The sequence below is a fragment of the Priestia sp. FW507-14D1A genome, assembly GCF_058781295.1.
This window is the reverse complement of sequence record NZ_JBYSWQ010000001.1, coordinates 77110-95519: the sequence shown is the minus strand read 5'-3', so window position 1 is coordinate 95519 and position 18410 is coordinate 77110. Positions and strand designations below refer to the sequence as shown.

Here is an 18410-nt window from a genome sequence, read left to right as displayed (position 1 = left end):
TGTAAAACTCCTTTATAAAACGTTTATCACTTTTATTTTAAAGTAATAAGAAAAAAATGTAAAAACATATAATGGAACTAGTCAAAATTCATAAGAAAAATATAAGCTCACGTTCAGTCGCTGAACGTAGGCTTATGTCTAATGATGAGAGTGATGATGATGCGTTTCGTTTTCAGCTGGCTGCAGTGAACGTAATTCTTCTTTCGATAATTCGCCTACTGCGACTTGCTGAGTAGGAAGGATGTGTTCACCGCGCGCGTTAATATCCGTTTTAATATAGTAAATACCATCTTCCTTAAAGGTTGCTTTTGCTTTATACATACTGCCGTCATAATGCGCTTTTACTATCTCAACTTTACCGGGAGCATCTTTTTTCCACACTTTAAACTGAACGCTTTTGGCATCATCCACCGTTTTATTTTCTTGCATTACGTGCACTTCTAGTACCTGTGTGCTCTGTGGCTCTATATTTTCAGGAATCATCACATGCGCAGACAGAGACTTTGGCTGCTTGTAGAGCTGATCTGCGCTACTGTTTACAGAGCACGCGGAAAGTAAAAGTGTACTGAGTATGACTAGTCCGGACATTTTCCATTTGTTCATTGTTACTGCACCTCACATCGTTTCATGCATCATGCGTTTAAAAACCGCTTCAATGCTGGAATTCGTTTGATGACAAAGAAATCTAAAAGCCACACGATAACTAAGGACAGTCCGACTAAAGGAAAGACGAGACCAAACACCACGATTATACACGTCACAATGCGCATTGCATTTCCTTCAGGAACTTTAGGAGCGCCTATGTTTTTAGCTGGTTTTCGTTTCCACCACAGTAAGGCTCCGCTGATAGCAATACCAGCAATTCCGATACAAACAATGAGGCCCATAAGCTGATTTATAAACCCAAACTGTGTACCTTTATGAAGCGTAATACCAAGTGCAATCAATTTTCCCATAAATCCATAGTTGTCGTACCGATAATCGGCTAACACAGCGCCGGTGTATTGATCAAGGTGAATGGTTGCTTCATCCTGAGCTCTTGGTGAAAATACAGAGAGCGTATACACGCCTTGAGGTTCTTGCGGAATAGAAATGGTATAGCCGTCGTGCATATGCTGTTCTTTTGCAATATCTACAATGTCATCAAGCGATACTTTTGTATATTGCGAAGCTGTGGAGTTTGGAACTTCTAGCGTTTCAGCTCCCCAAGGCACGTCCGCTACATCTTTTGTTTGCACGGTTGAAGTAGGTGCACTGCCTACCCAAATAGACGGAGGGTACCCAACGCCTGCGTTTGTGGCGATTTGCTGAAACGCATTGCCCCACAGTCCTGACCACGGAAGGCCCGTTAGTACGAGAAAAAGCATACCAGCTGAAATCCAAAAGGCCGGTACCGCATGAAGGTCTCGTGCAAGCACGTTTTTACCTTTTGAAAAACGAGGAATCAGCACGCCTTTTATTTTGTCTTTTTTGCGCGGCCACCATAAAAAAGCACCGGTTACAATTAAGACAATCGCCCAGCAGGCCGCAAGTTCTACGATACGATCACCCGCTGTTCCTGCCATTAGCTCTCCGTGAAATTCTTCAATTTGATTCCTGAAGCGACTCGAATCATCCAGTTTTCCTACAATGTGACCATTGTGAGGATTAACAAAAATCGTATATGTATGGTCTTTTAATGAGATTCCTACTTCTGAAGAACGAGTGGAGCGCTCACTGGGCTTATACGTCAACACGTCAGCGCCTGGATACTTTTCCTTTACAGCCTGCACTTGTGCTGAAGGGGATGTAGACTGTGATTGAACTTGAACATGATACAAGTCGTGGTACAGTCTTTCTTCAATTTGAGGCTTGAACAAATACACGCCTCCAGTAACAGCTAATATAAGAAAAAACGGAGTAAACACTAAGCCCGCATAAAAGTGCCAGCGCCATATGGCTTTGTATAGGCCTTGAGAACGCGCCGTGCTTTTTTTAATTGTACTTGCTGTTTCTTCGCGCTTTTCCTGCATCATTTTTTCCTCCTTTTTACTAACTAGCGTGCTTTTATTATAGAAGGAAAGGGAGAATTAGCCATCACTCCTGAGAGTGATTGTTGGGACTTATAAGAGAAAGGTGCTGATAAAAAAACAGCTCGTGAAAGCTGTTAGTTCATTAAGCCATTTTGAAACGCATAGCTTGTCAGCTGCACGCGATTTTCTAAATGAAGCTTGCTTAAAATATTTTTCAAATGACTTTTTACCGTGTGTTCAGAAATAAATAACTGCGCGGAGATATCTCGGTTTGACAGTCCTTTAGCCACTAATTGAAGCACTTCAAGCTCTCGTGCAGAAAGGGGAGTGTCGGGTTTTTTTATCGATGTTTCTTGCGGAAACTCTTTTAAAATTTGAAACGCAATTTCCTTTGACATAGGAACTTCATCTAAAGCGAACGCACGCAAATAGTCGTACCACACTTCAGACTGCAGGTTTTTTAACAAATAGCCCTGTGCGCCTTTTTTCAGCGCATCAAATAAATCCGTAATATCGTCTGAAACCGTGATAACCACAATTTTAACGTACGGAAACCGAAGTTTAATTTGTTTTGTCGCTTCCAACCCGTCCATCACAGGCATTCCAATGTCCATTAGTACGATATCGGGCATTAACTTTTCAGTCAGTTCAATGGCTTCTTGGCCGTTGGTTCCTTCGCCAACAATAATAAAATCTTCATATTCTTCTAAAATATCGCGAATGCCTTCTCTCGCATGGGCATGATCATCTACAATCAAAATCCGAAACGGCTGCATTTACATAACCCCCTTTTTAATGCTAACAATGGTTTGGTTCTGTTTTCGCTCAATGGAAAAGTCCCAGTTCATGTCCTTCGCACGATCTTTCATAATTTGCAAACCAAGACCGGACTTGAGAGAGTCGGACGTAAAACCTGTACCGAAATCTATAATTTCACAAATCCATCCCCCGGCCGTTTCAGTGGCTGTAATCCAGATTTTATTCGTTTTTGCATGTTTGATTACATTCATAGCCGCTTCCTTTACACAAGCAAACAGCTCGTTTTTTTCTTTCCTCGACAGCGTTGTTTCTGACAGTCTCCAATCTAGGTTTACATCTAGTAAATGAGTATGTGTTAAATCATCGACGTATTGATGAATGCTTTCAGTCCAGCTTTCGGAAGAGTCAGACGGAGAGTGCTTTAAATTCGTAATCGCTTGACGCGTATCGTCATGGACATGCTGAAGAGTTTGTTTCATCCGGATAAAGTCAGGATCCTGTTCTAATTTATTTTTTCTTCCGAACTTGTTCATTTTAACAGATAGGAGAAACAGCGACTGCGCAATGCCGTCATGCAGTTCACGAGCTAATTTTTCACGTTCAATAAGTGCTGCTTTCTTTTCTTTTTCTTGTCTTAGTTCCTCTTGCATTTTTTCTAAAATAGAAAATAAATAGCGGACAAATACAAGCGTTACAAAAAAGACAAGGAGCGGAGAAAGCACATTTCCCATATCCATTGAGATGTAAGGGAGCAAAAAGGCATGACGAACATACTCCCAAAGCGCGATGGTCAGAGTTGGAAGAAGCAAAATCAGCCATTTAATTTGTCTATATTTCACGGTATCCCTTCTTTCGTCCATAAAATGTGTCTATATTTTATCATTTGAGCGGAAAATTACTAGAGGAAAGAAGAGAAATCACTCTTAAGAGTGATTATTACCACCGGTAGCTGAACGGATAAAAGTAATGGAAAAAAGTCTCATCTGCAATATCATACAAGAAAAAATTTTGAGTGAATGGTATGTTTAAAAAGCTTAGTATGTGACAAGGAGGGGTCATTGATGGTAAAAGAAATTCGCACGGCGCACGTTGACGCCGATTTACATATTGAAGCTTATCGTTTTAAAGGGATTATGCAAAAGTTTCCTGCTCATTTTCACGAGTATTATGTGATTGGATTTATTGAAGAAGGTCAGCGTCATTTAATTTGCCAAGGCAAAGAATACATCATTAATCCAGGCGATTTGCTGCTGTTTAATCCGTATGATGTCCATAGCTGTGAACAAATAGACGGCAAAACGCTTGATTATCGCTGTATTAACGTGACGCCAGAAGTGATGAAAAAAGCTGTTTTTGACATTAACGGCAGTGAAAGTCTTCCGCGTTTTAACAGCAGCGTGGTGCAAAGAAGTGATGCTGTCTCTAGTTTAAAAGAGCTTCATTTGCAAATTTTAAATGGTGAACGGGAGTTCAAGAAAGAAGAGTTATTTTTATATTTGCTGGAAGAACTCATGCAGGATCATTCAAATCTTTCTTTTCTTTCGTCAGCCGTTGACACGTCCCATGAAATTACAACGATCTGCAGCTATTTGGAAGACAACTATACAAACAAAATCACGCTGGATGAGTTAAGTCAGCTAATTGGATGGAGCAAATACCGGCTGCTGCGCTCTTTTACAAAGCAAAAAGGAATCTCTCCATACAGCTACTTGGAAACAATTCGAATCAATCAGGCTAAAAAGCTGCTAGAGCAAGGGAAAAAACCGATTGACGTATCTTTTTTAACGGGATTTAGTGATCAAAGTCATTTGACTAAATTTTTTAAAAGCCAGGTTGGGTTAACGCCAAAACAATATATGAAAATATTTGAAAGTGAAAAGAAAACAGGATGCTAGTAATAGCTTAAAAGGGAGAGAAGAGCTGTGGATCATTTAGCTGCTTACATGCTGATGGCGCTGGTTATGTCGATGATACCTGGTGCTGATACAATTCTTATTATGAAAAATACGCTTCATCACGGAGCAAAAGCAGGACGTTTTACCATACTCGGCATGGCTACAGGCCTCACGTTTTGGACGTTAATTGCTGTGCTTGGCTTGTCTGTTGCTATTGCGCAGTCGGTGTATCTGTTTAACACGATTAAATACATAGGGGCAGCGTACTTATTTTACTTAGGCATCAAAATATTTTTGACAAAAAATACGCTCTCATTGAAGGCTATTTCAGAAGAAACAAAAACTGTAAAGTCTTCATCTAATCGCTGCTATAGAGAATCATATATGCAAGGGGCTCTTAGTAATTTTCTTAATCCTAAAACGGTATTAGTTTATATTACGTTTATGCCGCAGTTTATTAACTTGGATGCACACACAAATCAACAGCTGCTGATACTTGGCTTTATTCTGACGCTTATAGCAGTAGGATGGTTTCTAATCTTGGTGTATGTAATAGATTACGTGAAAAAATGGTTTAAAAAACCGGTGTTTCAAAAAGCCTTTCAACGATGCAGCGGCGTGCTGCTGATTGGTTTTGGAATAAGAACAATAGTGTAATCGTAGTTAGCAAGCAAAAAAGCCTTATTGAAAAATAAGGCTTTTTTTTACGTTTAAAAACACGTAAACGAAACAATTTGTCGTGTATCCACACCGAAAATGGTCCAAAAACGTCCGTTCCATCTAAATCCTGCAACTGATCGCAGGCCTACAAAAATAGGAAAATACCAGAAGCTAGAGCCGTTTCTAAGCCATATGAACGTGTTGCGGAATAGACATAGAGAAATGGCTCCTGGGTCAACAGCAAATGGAGTTGCCGTTTGTTGAGCCGGAATAAATGCCGGCGGAGGAGAAGTTGGGGCTTGCTGCGGGCTAGGTGTAGGTAAACCGCCTGGTGGTCTAGGTGGACCGGGCGGGAGTTGAGGTCCAGGAAATCTTGTCGGGTACAAATAAAAATCCATGTAGTTAATGTCCATTTTTTAATCACCTCGATTTTTTTATCACTATTTTATAAAGTATGAGAAAGTTGCCTAAATGGATTGGGCAATTATAGCGTTTTTTACATAGGCCTTTTTTACGAATAAAAGTTTGGTTCCTAAGTCCGAAGTAAATTCCTTCATGAACTCGATAAAAGCTGAATAGGATAAAACAGAGTGTGTTTTTAGAGGAGGACTTTTCATGGATAACAATCCAAAAAAGATGTTTACACCGGTTAAGACCTATCAACCTTTCCACAGTATCTATGATCCTTGCCGGCCGATAGGAGTTAAATATTATTCTACGCCGCCTCAATTATACATGGGATTTCAGCCGCCGAATCTGCAGCAGTTTTCACCGAAAGAAGCGCTAAAAAAAGGAACGCTGTGGCCGGCTTTTTGGGACTACTATGAAAATCCATACAAAGATAAGAAGAGGGATGAAGAATGAAAAATCTACCTCCGGAGTACTATCAGGATTTAGAAGAAATACAGGCGATTGATTTTGCACTAGTAGAATTAACGCTGTATTTAGATACCCATCCAAATGACCAGCAGGCTATGCAGCAGTTTAACGAATACGCGCAGCAGGCTATGCAGTTAAAAAGAACCTTTGAAACAAAGTACGGGCCGCTTCAACAATATGGAAACAGCTATACCGACGGAAAGTGGAGCTGGGGAACAAGCCCTTGGCCATGGCAAATATAAGCAGATAAAGGCGGGAACGATATGTGGGTGTATGAAAAGAAATTGCAGTATCCAGTGAAAGTAAGCACGTGTAATCCAACGCTTGCCAAATATTTAATGGAACAATACGGGGGAGCGGACGGAGAGCTTGCGGCAGCACTGCGTTATTTGAATCAGCGCTATACAATTCCCGATAAAGTGGTTGGACTGCTAAACGATATCGGGACAGAAGAGTTTGCTCATCTTGAAATGATTGCTACGATGATTTATAAGCTAACAAAAGATGCAACGCCGGAGCAGCTGAAGGCAGCAGGATTAGCAGAACACTATGTGAACCATGATAGTGCACTTTATTACAATAATGCTGCTGGGGTTCCGTTTACAGCTACTTATATACAGGCAAAAGGAGATCCGATTGCAGATCTTTATGAAGACATAGCTGCAGAAGAAAAAGCAAGAGCTACATATCAATGGTTAATTGATATATCAGATGATCCTGATTTAAACGACAGCTTACGATTTTTACGAGAAAGAGAGATTGTTCACTCACAGCGGTTCCGCGAGGCCGTGGAGATTTTAAAAGATGACAGAGACAGGAAGAAAATCTTTTAACTAGTAAAAAAACATCCCCCTTGGCTAATGCATACGAAAGGAGGGATGTTTTTTATTATGGCAGCGTTGATTATACGCTGGAACTGCAGTGACAAGAAACAACCTTTAATTTCCCTTCAACATCTTTCCAAACTCGCGTATAGCTGTATTCGCCTCCGATCGATTCACCGGTTGCCAGTGCCCCATTCAACGCCACTTTTGTAACGGTAACGGCAAGTTCTTGAAACAGTTTAACTTCTTGTTCCAACACTTCAATACCCGCTATATCCAAACTTTTTGAGCGATGAGCATTTATATCTTGCTCTTTTGACAACCATTGCCCAAGATGATTCACAAAAATAAGTTCATCTGAAAGTAACTCTTCTAATAGCTCTACGTTGTTAGAAAGCATGGCTGAGCGAAGCATTTCTTCGTATTCTATAACTCTTGCTTGATTCATTTTTAATCCTCCTTTACGCCTTGTGTAACTCTTTTCTATTTCCACGTTGCTTTTCCTTTAAACTTCTGTCCTTAATAAACTGTGTTAAATTATGTTAATAGAGGGGAAAAGTGGACTAATTTTCTGTAAGCACAAAAGATTCTGAAAGACTCGGTTAATTACCTTTAAATGGTATAAAATTAGAATGAAAGAACCTTTTCTTTCCACTTTTCTAGTTATCTTTTTACTATTAAGATGCAGTTTTTTATACTTGTAATTGTAGCGGAATGAACGTTCATTCCGTTTTTGGAAAGAGGTGATAAAGTGGAATCTACTCCAACAAAACAAAAAGCGATTTTTTCTGCTTCGCTTCTGCTGTTTGCAGAAAGAGGATTTGATGCAACCACGATGCCAATGATTGCAGAAAATGCCAAAGTAGGAGCAGGAACAATTTATCGCTACTTTAAAAATAAAGAAAGCCTTGTAAATGAATTATTTCAACAGCACGTAAACGAGTTTTTACAGTGCATTGAAAGCGGTCTGGCAAACGAGAGAGATGGATGCCGAGATGGATTTCATCATATCTTTGAAGGTATGGTGACATTCACTAAAAACCATCCTCGTGCTCTTGGATTTATTAAAACTCACAGCCAAGGAGCTTTTTTAACAGAAGAGAGCCGCTTAGCATATCAAAAGCTGGTAGAATTTGTTTGCACGTTCTTCAGAGAAGGACAAAAGCAAGGTGTGATTAGGAATCTTCCTGAAAATGCGCTAATTGCTATTTTATTTGGAAGTTTTATGGAAGTATATGAAATGATTGAAAATGACTACTTATCTTTAACTAATGAACTTCTTACAGGTGTAGAAGAGAGTCTGTGGGCAGCACTTAGCAGACAATCATGAAACTTAACAAATGAAAGAGGGATAACATGACAATTAAAGAAATGCCTCAGCCAAAAACGTTTGGAGAGCTTAAAAACTTACCGTTATTAAACACAGACAAACCACTTCAAACGCTGATGAAAATTGCGGATGAATTAGGGGAAATCTTTAAATTTGAAGCGCCTGGCCGTGTAACGCGCTACTTATCAAGTCAGCGTCTAATTAAAGAAGCATGTGATGAGTCCCGATTCGATAAAAACTTAAGTCAAGCGCTTAAATTTGTGCGTGATTTTGCAGGAGACGGTTTATTTACAAGCTGGACTCATGAGAAAAACTGGAAAAAAGCGCATAATATCTTACTTCCAAGCTTTAGCCAGCAGGCAATGAAAGGCTATCACGCAATGATGGTCGATATCGCCGTGCAGCTTATTCAAAAGTGGGAGCGTCTAAATGCAGATGAGCATATTGAAGTACCGGAAGACATGACGCGCTTAACGCTTGACACAATCGGTCTTTGCGGCTTTAACTATCGCTTTAACAGCTTTTATCGCGATCAGCCGCACCCGTTTATTACAAGTATGGTCCGTGCATTAGACGAATCGATGAAAAAACTGCAGCGTGCAAATCCGGATGACCCGGCTTACGATGAAAATAAGCGTCAGTTTCAAGAAGATGTTAAGGTGATGAACAACCTAGTAGATAAAATTATTGCAGATCGCAAAGCAAGCGGTGAACAAAGCGATGATCTATTAACGCATATGCTAAACGGAAAAGACCCAGAAACGGGCGAACCGCTTGATGACGAGAACATTCGCTATCAAATTATTACATTCTTAATTGCGGGACACGAAACAACAAGCGGTCTGTTATCATTTGCGCTGTATTTCTTAGTGAAAAATCCACATGTATTACAAAAAGCAGCAGAAGAAGCAGCACGAGTTCTTGTAGATCCTGTTCCAACCTACAAGCAAGTCAAGCAGCTTAAATATGTGGGTATGGTCTTAAACGAAGCGCTGCGCTTATGGCCGACGGCTCCTGCGTTTTCTCTATACGCAAAAGAAGATACGGTGCTTGGAGGAGAATATTCGTTAGAAAAAGGCGATGAACTAATGGTTCTGATTCCTCAGCTTCACCGTGATAAAACGATTTGGGGAGACGATGTAGAAGAGTTCCGCCCAGAGCGTTTTGAAAACCCAAGCGCGATTCCGCAGCATGCGTTTAAACCATTTGGAAACGGGCAGCGCGCGTGTATCGGTCAGCAGTTCGCTCTTCATGAAGCAACGCTGGTACTTGGTATGATGCTAAAACACTTTGACTTTGAAGATCATACAAACTACGAGCTGGATATTAAAGAAACTTTAACATTAAAACCTGAAGGCTTTGTGGTAAAAGCAAAATCGAAAAAAATTCCGCTTGGTGGTATTCCTTCACCTAGCACTGAACAGTCTGCTAAAAAAGTACGCAAAAAGGCAGAAAACGCTCATAATACGCCGCTGCTTGTGTTATACGGTTCAAATATGGGAACAGCTGAAGGAACGGCGCGTGATTTAGCAGATATTGCAATGAGCAAAGGATTTGCACCGCAAGTGGCAACGCTTGATTCACACGCCGGAAATCTTCCGCGTGAAGGAGCTGTTTTAATTGTAACGGCGTCTTATAACGGACATCCGCCTGATAACGCAAAGCAGTTTGTCGACTGGTTAGACCAAGCGTCTGCTGATGAAGTAAAAGGCGTTCGCTACTCCGTATTTGGATGCGGCGATAAAAACTGGGCGACAACGTATCAAAAAGTGCCTGCTTTTATCGATGAAACGCTTGCCGCTAAAGGGGCAGAAAACATCGCTGACCGCGGTGAAGCAGATGCAAGCGACGACTTTGAAGGCACATATGAAGAATGGCGTGAACATATGTGGAGTGATGTAGCAGCCTACTTTAACCTCAACATTGAAAACAGTGAAGATAATAAATCTACGCTTTCACTTCAATTCGTCGACAGCGCCGCGGATATGCCGCTTGCGAAAATGCACGGTGCGTTTTCAGCGAACGTCGTAGAAAGCAAAGAACTTCAACAGCCAGGCAGTGCACGAAGCACGCGTCATCTTGAAGTTGAACTTCCAAAAGAAGCTTCTTATCAAGAAGGAGATCATTTAGGCGTTATTCCTCGCAACTATGAAGGAATAGTAAACCGTGTAACAGCAAGGTTCGGCCTAGATGCATCACAGCAAATCCGTTTGGAAGCAGAAGAAGAAAAATTAGCTCATTTGCCACTCGCTAAAACAGTATCAGTAGAAGAGCTTCTGCAATACGTGGAGCTTCAAGATCCTGTTACGCGCACGCAGCTTCGCGCAATGGCTGCTATAACGGTCTGCCCGCCGCATAAAGTAGAGCTTGAAGCCTTGCTTGAAAAGCAAGCCTACAAAGAACAAGTGCTGGCAAAACGTTTAACAATGCTTGAACTGCTTGAAAAATACCCGGCGTGTGAAATGGAATTCAGCGAATTTATCGCCCTTCTGCCAAGCATACGCCCGCGCTATTACTCAATTTCTTCATCACCTCGTGTCGATGAAAAACAAGCAAGCATCACGGTCAGCGTTGTCTCAGGAGAAGCGTGGAGCGGATATGGAGAATATAAAGGAATTGCGTCGAACTATCTTGCCGAGCTGCAAGAAGGAGATACGATTACGTGCTTTATTTCCACACCGCAGTCAGGCTTTACGCTGCCAAAAGACCCTGAAACGCCGCTTATCATGGTCGGACCGGGAACAGGCGTCGCGCCGTTTAGAGGTTTCGTGCAGGCTCGCAAACAGCTAAAAGAACAAGGACAGTCGCTTGGAGAAGCGCATTTATACTTTGGCTGCCGTTCACCTCATGAAGACTATCTGTATCAAGAAGAGCTTGAAAACGCCCAAAATGAAGGCATCATTACGCTTCATACCGCTTTTTCTCGCATGCCAAATCAGCCGAAAACATACGTTCAGCACGTGATGGAACAAGACGGCAAGAAATTGATTGAACTTCTTGATCAAGGAGCGCACTTCTATATTTGCGGAGACGGAAGCAAAATGGCACCTGACGTTGAAGCAACGCTTATGAAAAGCTATGCTGACGTTCACCAAGTGAGTGAAGCAGACGCTCGCTTATGGCTGCAGCAGCTAGAAGAAAAAGGCCGATACGCAAAAGACGTGTGGGCTGGGTAAATTAAAAAGAGGCTAGGATAAAAGTAGTTTAGTTGGTTGAAGGAAGATCCGAACGATGAATCGTTCGGATCTTTTTATTGGTAGAGTGAACGTAGATTTCATCTATTTAGTGACTTGTAGCGGTTGATCGGAGTGCAAGGCGAAGTCTTGCAAGAAAATCAACCCGGGTGCCTAAAGCGATTTATACGAGTTCATTTCTCCCATTTATTCGTCTTTTGTCCCCACTTCATTTTTATAGCGTCTTAACGTTTCTTCTGCGTGACAGCAGATTTTTTCAATTAGCTTCTGAGGTTCTTCAATAAAAGCATGAGCCCCTAAGGTATAGAAAAAAGAAGCCATGTAATTTATTTCATTTCCATCAGTTATTGTATCGATATAGCCATTCCCATCACGCGCCACCTTCACATGATTTTCAAGCCACGGAACGCCTTTACACTGACGAACGCCTTCGTGTGTCAAGGTTACTTTTAACGAAATCGGCTGTGAGTTTACCGGTTCTGTTTCAAGCCATTCCTTTAACGTAAGAGACATATTTTCGTCTTTTTTTAAAACTTTTAACGAGTGAATACGATCCGCTCGAAATAATAACACTTTTTGCTTATTGAAGGAATAAGCAGGACAGTACCATAAACCGTTATGAGCATAAATTCCAAGGGGTTTGACTTCTTTTCTTGTTTGACCTGCCTTTGAATCATAAAGAAATTCAATATATTTCCCTGCAAGGCTTGCTTCTAAAAGCTCTTTTAAATAAGGAGTGTCAAGGTTTCTTTTAGGATTCCAAAACGCAATATGAGCACTCATTTTATCTACTTTTTTCTTTGTTTCCTCAGACAGGTACACATAAAATTTTTGAAGAGCCGCATGAATTTCTGCATCAAACGGAAGGTCATGATAATACTGCAGAGCTTGATAAGCAAAAAAGATAGAAATAGCTTCTTCTTCCGTAAACAAAATAGGAGGGAGAATACGATTTTTTAACACTTTGTAACCGCCGCTCCGTCCTTTTTCACTGTAAAGAGGCAGCCCTAATTCACTTAAGTCCAGTAAATAGCGCTGGACGGTCCGCACGGAAAGACCAAATTCCTCCGCTAGTTCTTTTGCCGTAAACGTTCTTTTTGTATTAATAAACATGAGCATATCAACAAGCCGTCTAGACTTAGCCATTTATTTTCACCTTTTTCTTTTAATATGACAAAAAGTGTCGTATTAAGATGATATCATACAGAAACAGTAAAGTTGAAAGGAGAAAAGAGAATGAAGAAAAAAATCGTCGTATATATTGCGGCAAGCTTAGACGGGTATATTGCAAGAGAAAACGGAGAGATTGACTGGCTGGAAAGCGTAGAAGGAGAGGGAGACAACGGCTACGAAACGTTTTATCAAACGTGTGATGCGGTCGTTATGGGAAAAGCCACGTACGACCACGTGCTGAAGCTCACACCTGAGTTTCCGTATCTCGATAAAAAGTGCTACGTGTTTAGCCGCTCAGCTCAAGGAAAAGATCAGTATGCAGAGTTTATAAATGAAAGCGTGGCGTCATTTCTCAATAACCTCAGTCAAGATACGAAAAAAATATGGCTGGTGGGAGGCGCTGATATTCTCGCTGATTTCTTAACAGTAAAGAGGGTGGATGAATTTATTATATCGGTCATTCCCGTTTTGCTTGGGGCTGGTATTCCGCTGTTTAAACGAGGAATTCCCGAAATGAACTTGAAGCTTACCGATATAAAACAGTACGGGCAAATTGCTCAGCTTTATTATGAAAAAGAATAAGCTTTTCGTAATAAAAACTCTTTCTGCAGTGTCAGTGTGCTCATCGTGTATTTAAGTGTATTTAACATCCAGCTATTGTTATTTTAGGGGCAGTGACATCAAGAGCATCCTTTTTTCATAGTATATTTTTGGGGTGAAAAAATGCCAAGAGTAAATTATCGAGATTCAGACGTTGCTTTAATGGCAAGGATGATGAGAGCAGAAGCTGAAGGCGAAGGAAAACAAGGAATGCTGTATGTTGGAAATGTCATTGTAAATCGTCTTAAAGCAAACTGTTTAGATTTCAAGAATTTAAGATCCGTTCCGCAAGTTATTTATCAGGTGCAGGGAGGGAACTATTCGTTCGAAGCTGTTCAAAAAGGAAACGTATTTTATCAAAGAGCAAGAGGTGTTGAAAAAAGGTTAGCCAAAAAGAATTTGGATTATTGGAGAGAACACCCGGGGAAATATGCACTGTGGTACTTTAATCCATCCGCTCCATGCCCTCCAACCTGGTACGGTCAACCCGCTTCTGGTCAATACAAAAATCACTGTTACTACGAGCCAAAGCCCGGAACATGCGCTAGCGTTTATAACGGATAGATAGCTTAGAAAATATGCTGCATTCTGAAAGTCTGGCATCAAATCCAAACCTTTAGCTGCAGGTGACAAGGTAATCGTTCTTCATATAATAAGAGAAAGCCCTCTTTTAATAAAGGGGGCTTTTGCTAATTGATGCATTTCTCATTTTGCTTCAAATTTTATGTTTTTACCAGCAGCAAATTCAGATTGATCCTTCGCTTTTGTATCCTTTACCACCCAGGACGTCTTTACCTTAGCTGCTGCTAAAATTTCTTTAATTTGCTTATCGTTTAAGCCTTTCGTATAAAGGACAAATTCTCTTGTATAGATGTTCTTATTTTCTTGCTCTTTATCTGCACCGCTGCCAAACCAATATCTTATTTGCTGATCGTCTTTGATGTTATTAAAAGCTTCTTTATAGTTAGGTAGCTTAACTTGAATATTCGACAGGTAATCCGTGCCGCGTAACGTAAGAATCATATGTACTTTGTGAAAATCTTTTTTTGAAGGGCTTGTTAACCCTGATGTTCCAACTTCACTAAATTCTTTTTTCGTCAGCTGTTTAACTGTAGTAGAAACAGAAACTTTTGGATCTGAATTATTTGTCACAACGTCTTCGGTACTGCAGGCACCTAAAATGAATAGCGTTAAAAGAGCATAGACTGCTCCAAATGCTTTTTTCTTCATGCTCGTTCTCCTTTGTAATTGATAGATAATGGTACTCATTCGCTATGTTCATTGTATTTACCTCCATTTGTTTCAATGTCATGATTAATGAAGAAAAGTATAGAAACATTAAAAAGAGAAATGCCGAAGCATTTCTCTTTTGATTCTATGAATCTGGATTAAGCGAAGTATGCGTATACTCGGGCATACGCTCTTCTTTTTCCGTTAGCTGAGTATCGGGGCTTTGCTGCTCTTGTGAAATAGGAGACAGCGTAGATTTTTGTTCAGGATTCATGTTTGTTATTCCTCCTTATATAAAGTGAGCTGTTAATCAAGCGAAAGCAAATCATCTTGAATTCGCTGTGTTAAAGATGCCACTTGCTGCGTTAAACTGTCATTTTCTGCCTGGAGTTTTTGATAAGACTGATTTGCTTTTGAACATAGGTAAGGGTCTGTTTCCCACCAGTCCATGCCAATTTCTCTTGCTTTATCAATAGAAGCGACAAGCAGCCGGATTTTGATTGTTAAGAGTTCAACATCAGCAATTTGCACTTTAATATCTCCAGCAATAACAAGACCTTTATCTAATACTTTTTCTAATACTTCTACAATGGTGCCCAGATGCCCGTTATGTTCCGCCGCCATTTTTTCACTCCTTGTTATAACACTTTTCCTAGGGGACCTAGATCAATATTTAAATCTTCATTTGTAAAGCTAAACACTGATTTTAGCTCCTCCATTTTGTTCTCTAACTTCATCAACGCCACGCCCAGGTCTTCGATTTGAGCATCCGTCAGGTTTCCGCTGTCGACTCGGCGAATCGCATGCTTTTCAATGAGCTGCCGCAGTAATTCAATGACAGTTAAAACAAGCTGCGCTAGGCCTTGTTCAGCATTTTCCGCACTCAGCTCAATGCGGCCGTTTCGTTTGAGGTTATTTTCCATTTCGCAACGCCTCCGTTTCCTGTTCAAGCTGCCGAGAAGAAATGATTTGACGATCATGAGAGCCTATCAGCGTTTCTACAGAAGAAATCAATACCCGCAAATCAAGATAGACTAAATCAATTCCGGCAATTGAAATCAATAAATCACCTTTAATGGCAATTCCTTTATCGAGGATCACATCTAATATATCAATGAGGGCGATGTCCTTTTGCTCCAGCGTTTGTTTTCGCAGCGATGTCATCCCGCATCTTTCTCCGAGCGCAGAGTGTCGATATGATAAGCTGGCCATGGTCCCGTTACTTCGATGTTCAGTCCCATTTCACTATAAAACGTTTGCTTGTCGCTAATGGCTTTTAAAAACGATTCTACATTGTTCTTTGAAAGAAGGTAGATGCTGTTCCAGCACATGCTGTAGCTCTCGCCGGTTATTTTTTGACTCCAGTTATTTTTGATTGTGTGGTAAACGGCGTAGGGGCTTATCTCACTGTGTAAATGATCACAAAGCGACAGCTGTTCTTTTTCTGTTTCTTCTTCGATCAGCTTTTCTATCTTTTTACGTTCAAAAAACTGCCTGCCTGGAGGCAGCGTATTTATTTCTTCTTTTTTCTTTTGGATCGTTTCATTGTTCGTTAGCAGATAGTTCTTTAAAGAATTCGTATGGGCATACACTTTTATATTCCATTCTTCAGATCTTTTTAAAAGCTGAAGAGAAGAGAGCGTTTTTTCTTTGTTATCAGCAATACTTTTTTGACAGCTATCCTTGCTTTTGTAGACCGTACAAAATTTCATGGGAAGAAGCGTGTAGTGACTTTGTAAGAAAAGAAGAATCTCATGGTGATGCATGGCTTTGTCCTGCAGCCATTTCATATCGTGCTCGATCTTTTCTTTCAGTATTTCTTCCGAATACTCATCGCTTGGCAAGTCGCATACAAATGCGGTAATGTCATCAAAGCAAAGAGTATAGATAGGATTGTTCTCATCCATGCCTTTAAGGGAAGAAAAGGGGATTTGCTTGGCTTCTTCCGTTGGAACTAGACCATATAAATAAATGAGCTTTTCCATCTTTTAACCTCACTTTTGTTTCTTAGTCATTGATTCCCATCTTTTTAATTCATATTCCTTTGCAGCTTCATATCTCAGCAGCAGTTCTTTTTCTTTTTCCATATATGCATCTTCTGGTATTTCTCCAAGCTCATACATCATTTGAAGATGAACGATTTTTTGCTGAATAAAAGAGACATCGTAAAGTTCTTTATCCGCTTCTTCCTTGATTTTCTGTCCGACTTTTACAATGAGCGTAACAGGAGACAGCAGCAGTTTATGAATCATACATTCTCTTCTACTTTTAATTGAATATTGATAAAGTTATAAGCAGCCCACGGCCCGGAGTATTTAAAATCTGCTTTGTGCTTCCATTTTTCATACAGGTCATTTACACGTTCATCAAACGTTGCTTCTTTTTTTCGGTCAATTAAAAAAGAAGCGTTCAAAAGCATTGTTTCGACAATAGGAGGGTTTAGCTTAGACGCTTCAGCTATCGGTTCTAACTGTTCATACAGTTCGTTTTTACAGTCGTGCTGAAGCTTTAAAAAGAATTTCTGAGCTGTTTCTCCGTGGGCAATTTGTTTATAAAAATCAGCACTGGCAGAACGCTGGTTTCGTACTTGGTGCAAAGAAGAATCTTGATTCACTTTTTGTTTCAGCCAGTCCGGTTTCCCAATTACTTTTAGTCCGACTTCTATTTTTCCTTTTAACTGTGGGAAAAGAGAGGCGAACTGTGGATATAAGTTTTCTAACAGCATTTCAACATCTTGTTGGCTATGAAACACATTGCCAAAGCTGATGGGAATAACGGAATCATGCTCATTCATTACTTTGGAAATCACCTGCTGGTGCGCTGTGACGTTCTCTTTTGTAGGGTGATAAATTTTAAGAGGAAAGGCAGCGGCCACTATAGCGGCATCACGGTAATGAATGGTAAAAGTGGATCGTTCCTCGTGATCAATCGTAACGCTGCCAAACGTATGTGCCTCGGTAGCGGGGATGCTGCAAAAAATATAAATGCCAGTTTCTTCATTCATCGATTTTTGTTTCATTCCTTTCCATTAAAATAATTAGCCTATTTCTCTGCCGGAGAGCTTCGATAGCGCAGACTGGTGCGTGAAAAAGACGTAATGTTATGCTGCTTATTGACCAGCACTTCATAGATACCGAGCAGTTCATCTTTTGCATAGCGCCTCATATACTCCTGTTCTTCAAATGCTTCAAGTGTTATTTTCCATCCTCCATTTTGAATCGATTCATACGAAATAATTCGGTGAGGAGGAGCGACGTGTTCTTTAAAAAAATCAGTTACGGATTCCATGATCTCGGCTACTTTCACTTCTCTAATCCACCTTTATGAGTTTATAAATCTAAATCTTGTAAAAGGTTCAGCTGTTCAAGTTTCTTTCCGCTGTTATTCGAAGAAAGAAACTCTTCTCTTTCATTATGAAGCAGCCGAACTGCCTCGGCGTACCTCAGCCACGTGTCTACGCTCGCAATTACGATTCTGGCTTCAATGGTAATTAATTCAATACCAATAACGGAAATGCGCGCGAATACGTCAATTACGACACCTTTATCTAAAATTCGCTCCACCACTTCAGCTAGACTAGAGAAATCGTTTGATTTGTGAATCGTCATGATGAAAAATCCTCTCATGTTGCATAGTAGAATAAATACGTTTGCTAATCTTGCTATTAATGTGTGTGATATTGTAAAAAATATACAAATAAAACGTGCATAAATTAAAAATAGTATAAAATACCATGATTATTTTTGTTTAGATACGGGTAGAGTTAAGTACATTACTTTTATCCATTGATGAATGAAAACACATACATAAAAAACAAAGGGAGTGGAGAAAGATGAGAAAAGAAGAGCAGCCGG

Annotated in this window: 26 protein-coding genes; 9 read left to right on the top strand and 17 right to left on the bottom strand. The window is 40.3% G+C overall.

What is annotated here, in order from left to right:
- Window positions 1-138 precede the first annotated feature (138 nt).
- The 4 genes from AC3WJG_RS00595 to AC3WJG_RS00580 form a co-directional block, all read right to left on the bottom strand.
- Entirely contained in the window at window positions 139-603 is a 465-nt protein-coding gene (locus AC3WJG_RS00595; protein ID WP_102813815.1) for a FixH family protein, read from the bottom strand.
- A gap of 29 nt (window positions 604-632) precedes the next feature.
- Entirely contained in the window at window positions 633-2015 is a 1383-nt protein-coding gene (locus AC3WJG_RS00590; protein WP_492587868.1) for a PepSY-associated TM helix domain-containing protein, read from the bottom strand.
- A gap of 131 nt (window positions 2016-2146) precedes the next feature.
- The gene (locus AC3WJG_RS00585; protein ID WP_098248051.1) at window positions 2147-2788 is read right to left on the bottom strand and encodes a response regulator; all 642 of its coding nucleotides are present in this window, start codon (window positions 2786-2788) and stop codon (window positions 2147-2149) included.
- Complete coding sequence (locus AC3WJG_RS00580) at window positions 2789-3610, bottom strand: sensor histidine kinase (protein ID WP_060745316.1); 822 nt, start codon at window positions 3608-3610, stop codon at window positions 2789-2791. It lies immediately after the preceding gene.
- Between the two features lie 222 nt (window positions 3611-3832).
- On the opposite strand from AC3WJG_RS00580, the gene AC3WJG_RS00575 reads away from it, so the two are divergent.
- Together AC3WJG_RS00575 and AC3WJG_RS00570 are read left to right on the top strand one after the other, a co-directional pair.
- A complete protein-coding gene (locus tag AC3WJG_RS00575) occupies window positions 3833-4666 on the top strand; it encodes an AraC family ligand binding domain-containing protein (protein ID WP_102813817.1) in 834 nt (277 codons plus the stop codon).
- Between the two features lie 27 nt (window positions 4667-4693).
- Window positions 4694-5323, top strand: coding sequence for a LysE family translocator (locus AC3WJG_RS00570; protein WP_028409291.1), 630 nt, complete (start codon window positions 4694-4696; stop codon window positions 5321-5323).
- A gap of 53 nt (window positions 5324-5376) precedes the next feature.
- On the opposite strand, the gene AC3WJG_RS00565 is transcribed toward AC3WJG_RS00570, so the two are convergent.
- Entirely contained in the window at window positions 5377-5739 is a 363-nt protein-coding gene (locus AC3WJG_RS00565) for a transporter (protein WP_337134151.1), read from the bottom strand.
- A gap of 202 nt (window positions 5740-5941) precedes the next feature.
- On the opposite strand from AC3WJG_RS00565, the gene AC3WJG_RS00560 reads away from it, so the two are divergent.
- The 3 genes from AC3WJG_RS00560 to cotJC are packed head-to-tail and all read left to right on the top strand — an operon-like array spanning window position 5942 to window position 7038.
- A complete protein-coding gene (locus AC3WJG_RS00560; protein WP_013057939.1) occupies window positions 5942-6190 on the top strand; it encodes a spore coat associated protein CotJA in 249 nt (82 codons plus the stop codon).
- A complete protein-coding gene (locus AC3WJG_RS00555; RefSeq protein WP_028409289.1) occupies window positions 6187-6447 on the top strand; it encodes a spore coat protein CotJB in 261 nt (86 codons plus the stop codon). The genes AC3WJG_RS00560 and AC3WJG_RS00555 overlap by 4 nt, the downstream gene beginning before the upstream one ends.
- Window positions 6448-6468: 21 nt before the next feature.
- Window positions 6469-7038 carry a spore coat protein CotJC gene (gene cotJC / locus AC3WJG_RS00550; protein WP_013083974.1) on the top strand — a complete coding sequence of 190 codons (570 nt, stop codon included), beginning with the start codon at window positions 6469-6471 and terminating at the stop codon, window positions 7036-7038.
- Window positions 7039-7108: 70 nt separating this feature from the next.
- On the opposite strand, the gene AC3WJG_RS00545 is transcribed toward cotJC, so the two are convergent.
- Window positions 7109-7477 carry a nuclear transport factor 2 family protein gene (locus tag AC3WJG_RS00545; protein ID WP_102813819.1) on the bottom strand — a complete coding sequence of 123 codons (369 nt, stop codon included), beginning with the start codon at window positions 7475-7477 and terminating at the stop codon, window positions 7109-7111.
- A 303-nt stretch (window positions 7478-7780) separates the two neighbouring features.
- Between AC3WJG_RS00545 and AC3WJG_RS00540 the strand changes: the two genes are divergently transcribed.
- Complete coding sequence (locus AC3WJG_RS00540; protein ID WP_337134150.1) at window positions 7781-8359, top strand: TetR/AcrR family transcriptional regulator; 579 nt, start codon at window positions 7781-7783, stop codon at window positions 8357-8359.
- Window positions 8360-8385: 26 nt separating this feature from the next.
- Complete coding sequence (locus AC3WJG_RS00535; protein ID WP_337134149.1) at window positions 8386-11535, top strand: bifunctional cytochrome P450/NADPH--P450 reductase; 3150 nt, start codon at window positions 8386-8388, stop codon at window positions 11533-11535.
- A 204-nt stretch (window positions 11536-11739) separates the two neighbouring features.
- Here the strand turns inward: AC3WJG_RS00535 and AC3WJG_RS00530 are convergent, their stop codons facing one another.
- On the bottom strand, window positions 11740-12699 hold the full coding sequence (locus AC3WJG_RS00530) for a helix-turn-helix transcriptional regulator (protein ID WP_098580113.1): 960 nt from the start codon (window positions 12697-12699) through the stop codon (window positions 11740-11742).
- A 90-nt stretch (window positions 12700-12789) separates the two neighbouring features.
- On the opposite strand from AC3WJG_RS00530, the gene AC3WJG_RS00525 reads away from it, so the two are divergent.
- Window positions 12790-13308, top strand: coding sequence for a dihydrofolate reductase family protein (locus AC3WJG_RS00525; RefSeq protein WP_337134147.1), 519 nt, complete (start codon window positions 12790-12792; stop codon window positions 13306-13308).
- A gap of 141 nt (window positions 13309-13449) precedes the next feature.
- Window positions 13450-13890, top strand: coding sequence for a cell wall hydrolase (locus AC3WJG_RS00520; RefSeq protein ID WP_013083968.1), 441 nt, complete (start codon window positions 13450-13452; stop codon window positions 13888-13890).
- 141 nt (window positions 13891-14031) lie between these two features.
- On the opposite strand, the gene AC3WJG_RS00515 is transcribed toward AC3WJG_RS00520, so the two are convergent.
- The 10 genes from AC3WJG_RS00515 to gvpJ all read right to left on the bottom strand — a co-directional run bounded on the left by AC3WJG_RS00515 (window position 14032) and on the right by gvpJ (window position 18164).
- Entirely contained in the window at window positions 14032-14556 is a 525-nt protein-coding gene (locus AC3WJG_RS00515; protein ID WP_098248058.1) for a hypothetical protein, read from the bottom strand.
- 145 nt (window positions 14557-14701) lie between these two features.
- Window positions 14702-14830, bottom strand: a complete 129-nt coding sequence (locus AC3WJG_RS00510; protein ID WP_013083966.1) for a hypothetical protein — start codon at window positions 14828-14830, stop codon at window positions 14702-14704.
- A 32-nt stretch (window positions 14831-14862) separates the two neighbouring features.
- A complete protein-coding gene (locus AC3WJG_RS00505; protein WP_016764858.1) occupies window positions 14863-15180 on the bottom strand; it encodes a gas vesicle protein in 318 nt (105 codons plus the stop codon).
- A gap of 14 nt (window positions 15181-15194) precedes the next feature.
- A complete protein-coding gene (locus AC3WJG_RS00500) occupies window positions 15195-15479 on the bottom strand; it encodes a gas vesicle protein K (protein ID WP_028409281.1) in 285 nt (94 codons plus the stop codon).
- Window positions 15469-15720 carry a gas vesicle protein gene (locus AC3WJG_RS00495; protein WP_028409280.1) on the bottom strand — a complete coding sequence of 84 codons (252 nt, stop codon included), beginning with the start codon at window positions 15718-15720 and terminating at the stop codon, window positions 15469-15471. The genes AC3WJG_RS00500 and AC3WJG_RS00495 overlap by 11 nt, the downstream gene beginning before the upstream one ends.
- Window positions 15717-16541, bottom strand: a complete 825-nt coding sequence (locus AC3WJG_RS00490; RefSeq protein WP_337134146.1) for a GvpL/GvpF family gas vesicle protein — start codon at window positions 16539-16541, stop codon at window positions 15717-15719. Before AC3WJG_RS00490 ends, AC3WJG_RS00495 begins: the two co-directional genes overlap by 4 nt.
- Window positions 16542-16550: 9 nt before the next feature.
- Window positions 16551-16808 carry a gas vesicle protein GvpG gene (locus AC3WJG_RS00485; RefSeq protein ID WP_014459264.1) on the bottom strand — a complete coding sequence of 86 codons (258 nt, stop codon included), beginning with the start codon at window positions 16806-16808 and terminating at the stop codon, window positions 16551-16553.
- Entirely contained in the window at window positions 16805-17575 is a 771-nt protein-coding gene (locus AC3WJG_RS00480) for a GvpL/GvpF family gas vesicle protein (protein WP_337134145.1), read from the bottom strand. The genes AC3WJG_RS00485 and AC3WJG_RS00480 overlap by 4 nt, the downstream gene beginning before the upstream one ends.
- Before the next feature lie 23 nt (window positions 17576-17598).
- A complete protein-coding gene (locus AC3WJG_RS00475; protein WP_013057922.1) occupies window positions 17599-17862 on the bottom strand; it encodes a gas vesicle protein GvpO in 264 nt (87 codons plus the stop codon).
- A gap of 23 nt (window positions 17863-17885) precedes the next feature.
- On the bottom strand, window positions 17886-18164 hold the full coding sequence (gene gvpJ, locus AC3WJG_RS00470; RefSeq protein WP_028409276.1) for a gas vesicle protein GvpJ: 279 nt from the start codon (window positions 18162-18164) through the stop codon (window positions 17886-17888).
- Window positions 18165-18410 lie beyond the last annotated feature (246 nt).